The following is a 4,180-nucleotide window of genomic DNA, read 5'->3' on the forward strand; positions in this document are numbered from 1 at the left end:
CGCCGTGTTCCTGCCGGTGCTGTTCATGGGCGGCATCGTCGGCCGGTTGTTCCACGAATTCGCCGTCACCCTGTCGGTGGCCATCGGCATTTCGCTGCTGGTCTCGCTCACGGTCACGCCCATGCTGGCCTCGCGCTGGCTGCACGGGCTGCCGCCAAGAGGCGAGGCCGCGCCGCCACCACGGCCTTCCCGGCTCGAAGCCTTGTGGAACCATGTTCAAAGCGGCTACGCCCGCAGCCTGGGCTGGGCGCTGCGGCGGCCGTTGCTCATGCTCCTGGTGTTCTTCGCCACCATCGGCCTGAGCGTCTATCTCTACAAGATCGTCCCCAAGGGCTTTTTCCCGACGCAGGACACCGGCCTGCTGATCGGCTCGGTGCAGGCCGATCAGTCGGTGTCGTTTCAGGACATGAGCAAGAAGCTCGAACGCATCGTGGCCATCGTGCGCGCCAACAAAGGCGTGCAGAACGTCGTCGCTTTCACGGGCGGGGGCACGGCCAACAGCGCCTTCATGTTCATGCAGCTCAAGCCGCTGGACCAGCGCCCCGGCGTGCAGACCATCATCATGCAGTTGCGCCGCGCGCTGTCGCGGGTGCCGGGCACGCAGACTTTCATGTTCCCGGTGCAGGACATCCGCGCGGGCGGCCGGCCATCGGCGGCGCTGTATGAGTACACCCTGCAGGCGTCGGACCTGAACCTGCTGCGCGAATGGGAGCCCAAGGTGCTCGCCGCGTTCAAGCGCATTCCGGGTCTGAACGACGTCAACAGCGATCAGCAGGCCAACGGGCTGCAGCTCTCGCTGGTGATCGACCGCGCGGCCGCCGCGCGTTATGGCATCCCCGTCTCGGCCATCGACCAGACCCTCAACGACGCCTTCGGCCAGCGGCTCATCTCCACCATCTACGCCCCGTTGAACCAGTACCGGGTGGTGATGCAGGCCGCGCAGCAGTACCAGAACAACGCCCAGGCGCTCAACGATGTGTTCCTGGTGGGCAGCAAAGGCCAGCGCGTGCCGCTGGCGGCGCTGGCGCACTATGAGCTCACCAACACGCCGCTGGCGGTCAACCATCAGGGGCTGTTCGTCTCGTCCACTCTTTCCTTCAATCTCGACAAGGGCGTATCGCTGAGCAGCGTCCAGGGCAAGATCAACGAGGCCATGGCCGCCATCGGCCTGCCTTCGGAGATTCATGGCGGCTTCCAGGGCACGGCGCAGCTGTTCGCCAGTACGCTGCAAAACCAGCCGCTGTTCATCATGGCCGCCATCTTCGCCATCTACATCGTGCTCGGCATGCTGTATGAGAGCACGCTGCATCCCCTCACCATCCTCTCCACCCTGCCGCCCGCGGGCGTGGGCGCGGTGCTCGCGCTGCAACTCACGCACACCGAGTTTTCCATCATCGCGCTCATCGGGGTGTTCCTGCTCATCGGCATCGTGAAGAAAAACGCCATTCTCATGGTCGATTTCGCCCTCAGCGCCGAACGCGAGCACGGCATGAACCCGCGCGACGCCATCTACCGCGCCGCCACCCTGCGGCTGCGCCCCATCCTCATGACCACCCTGGCTGCACTAGGCACGGCCCTGCCGCTGGCCTTCATCACCGGCAACGGCGCCGAGCTGCGCCAGCCGCTGGGCATCTCCATCGCCGGGGGATTGATCGTGAGTCAGGCGCTCACTCTCTACACCACGCCTGTCATCTACCTCGAACTCGACCGCCTGCGCCGCTGGACGCTGCGCAAGTTCGGCCGCGGCGACCGCCCCGCGGCACCGTCTCCCCTGGACACCAAGGCCTGAACGCCATGACCGCAAACCGACTCCCCCGTCCGTCTCTCGCCCTGCCGCTGGCCCTGCTGCTCGGCGCCTGCGCCGCCACGCCGCCGGAGCCGCCGGTGGCGTTCAGCATGCCTGCAAGCTACGGCCAGGTACAGGGCGACTGGCAGCCTGCGCAGGCACTGGCCGCTGCCCCGCGTGGCCCATGGTGGAGCGTGTTCGACGACCCGGTGCTCTCTAGCCTGGAGGCCCAGGTCGCGCAGCACAATCAGAGCCTGGCCGCCCAGCTCGCCGCCTATGAGCAAGCGCAGGCCGCGGTGGCGCAGGCCCAGGCCGCCTACTACCCAGCCGTGACTGCGGGCGCCTCGGCAAACCGCGCCCGAAGCGCTGCCAGCGGCGCCGTAGGCAACAGCCTGAGCGCCTCGCTGGGCGCGAGCTGGGAGCCCGATCTATGGGGCAAGGTCCGTCTTCAGGTGCAGGCCGGGCAAGCCACCGCCGCGGCCAGCGCGGCCACGCTGCAGAACACCCTGCTCAGCCTGCAGGCCACGCTGGCCACCAGCTATTTGCAACTGCGCACCGTGGACGCGCAGATCGCGCTGGCACAGGACACCGTGGTCGCCTACCAGCGCGCCCTGCAGCTCACCGACAACCGCTACAAGGCCGGGGTGGATACCGCCGCCGACGTCGCCCAGGCGCGCACCCAGTTGCTGCAGGCGCAGACCAGCCTGACCGATCTGGGTGTGACCCGCGCGCAGTTGCAGAACGCCATCGCCGTGCTCGTGGGCCAGCCGCCCGCCGATTTCACCCTGCCCGCAGCAGGCGCTCTGCCCGAGGTGCCCGCCCTCCCCGCGGGCGTCCCGGCACAGCTGCTGCAGCGCCGGCCCGATCTGGCCGCGGCCCAGGCGCAGGTGGCGGCAGCGAACGCCCAGATCGGCGTGGCGCAGACGGCATGGTTCCCCAACCTGACCCTCTCGGCACAAGGCGGCAGCCAGGCGACGCGCATCGCGCAATTGTTCTCCGCGCCTTCGCTGTTCTGGTCGCTCGGGCCACAGCTCGCCGCCACGCTGTTCGACGGCGGGCTGCGCCGCGCGCAGGTGCAAAGCAGCCAGGCCGCCTACCGCCAGACGGTCGCCAACTACCGCCAGAGCGTGCTCACCGCGCTGCAGCAGGTGGAAAACAACCTCGTCGCGCAGCGCATCCTGGCGCAAGAGTCGCAGCAACAGGCCGATGTGGTGCAGGCCGCCGAGGTCTCGCTGCGCCTGGCCGAAAACCAGTACAAGGCCGGCACCGCGCCCTATCTCAACGTGCTCACCGCGCAAACCACTGCCACCAGCGCCCGCAATGCGCAGCTCACCCTGCTGAACCGCCGCTACGCCGCCAGCGTCGGGCTGATTCAGGCCCTGGGCGGTGGCTGGGGCGCGAACGACACCCCCGCCATCGGCCCTTTGCCCACCGCTTCGGCCACCTCCCATAGCCGGTAGCGGCCTCGTACTCCGTGCTCCCCCTCCCAACCTCCCCCGCTGAATGGGGGAGGAGAAGTCAACGCTGCGCGCGATGGCGCCTTGGGGTCCGGGATCGTGGTGCGCACGACCTTGCCACGCATCACACCGCGCAGCCCGAGACGACGCATCAGCCGCTCGACCGTGCAGCGCGCCACCACCACCCCATCCCGGTTCATCTGCTTCCAGATCTTGTCCGCGCCATAGACCTGCATGTTCGCTTGCCAGACCTGTTGGATGTGGGGGATCAGTCTCTGATCGCGCTGGGCGCGTGCCGGCAGCAAGGCCGGGTTGCGCCGCCGGGCGGCGTGCAGGCGGTAACCGCTTGGGGCGATCTGCAGGACCTTGCAGATCGGCTCGACCCCGAATTGGGCGCGGTACTGATCGACAAACGCTCTCAGTTCTTGAGTCGGCGGTCGAGCTCCGCCTGGGCGAAAAACGCGCTGGCCAGCTTGAGAATCTCGTTGGCCCGGCGCAGCTCCTTGACCTCGCGCTCCAGATCCTTGACCCGCTGTGCTTCTGCTGAGGTCACGCCTGGGGGCGTGCCTGCATCGACCTCGTCGCGTCTGACCCACTCCAGCAGGGTGTGCGCCGAACAGCCGATCTTGGGGGCGATCGACTCCACAGCGGCCCACAGCGAGGGGTACTCACCGCGGTGCTCCTGCACCATCCGCACGGCGCGCTCGCGCACTTCAGGGGAAAACTTGTTCGATTTGTTCATGGCTCCATTCTCATCAAGGTTGGAGCCTCCTCAAAACCCGGGGCGGTTCAAGCGGGTCAGGGTGGCCGGGTTGAGGTGAGCTGCCTAGTGGCGCGCGAAGAAGGCACCCCCGAGGGGGAAGCCGGTGGAGTGGCGACTGCTGACGAATCGGACGATCGACACCTTTGCAGCGGCAACCGAACTGATTGACTGGTA

The 4,180-nt window shown here is 67.8% G+C and carries 2 protein-coding genes, 1 pseudogene and 1 other annotated feature; of the genes and pseudogenes, 2 read left to right on the top strand and 1 reads right to left on the bottom strand.

Annotation, left to right across the window (positions count from 1 at the left end; genetic code table 11):
- The coding region (locus JHC36_RS11150) for an efflux RND transporter permease subunit (RefSeq protein ID WP_287919129.1) at positions 1 to 1,789 on the top strand (1,789 nt) is incomplete at its 5' end.
- A 5-nt stretch (positions 1,790 to 1,794) separates the two neighbouring features.
- Positions 1,795 to 3,246, top strand: a complete 1,452-nt coding sequence (locus JHC36_RS11155; RefSeq protein ID WP_287919131.1) for an efflux transporter outer membrane subunit — start codon at positions 1,795 to 1,797, stop codon at positions 3,244 to 3,246.
- 74 nt (positions 3,247 to 3,320) lie between these two features.
- Here the strand turns inward: JHC36_RS11155 and JHC36_RS11160 are convergent.
- Positions 3,321 to 3,985, bottom strand: a pseudogene (locus tag JHC36_RS11160) (IS3 family transposase); the annotation flags it as partial.
- Positions 3,591 to 3,707 (bottom strand) — a sequence feature (AL1L pseudoknot). It overlaps the preceding pseudogene by 117 nt.
- Positions 3,986 to 4,180: the final 195 nt, after the last annotated feature.

The organism is Tibeticola sp., assembly GCF_022759015.1.
GTDB lineage: Bacteria > Pseudomonadota > Gammaproteobacteria > Burkholderiales > Burkholderiaceae_C > Tibeticola > Tibeticola sediminis.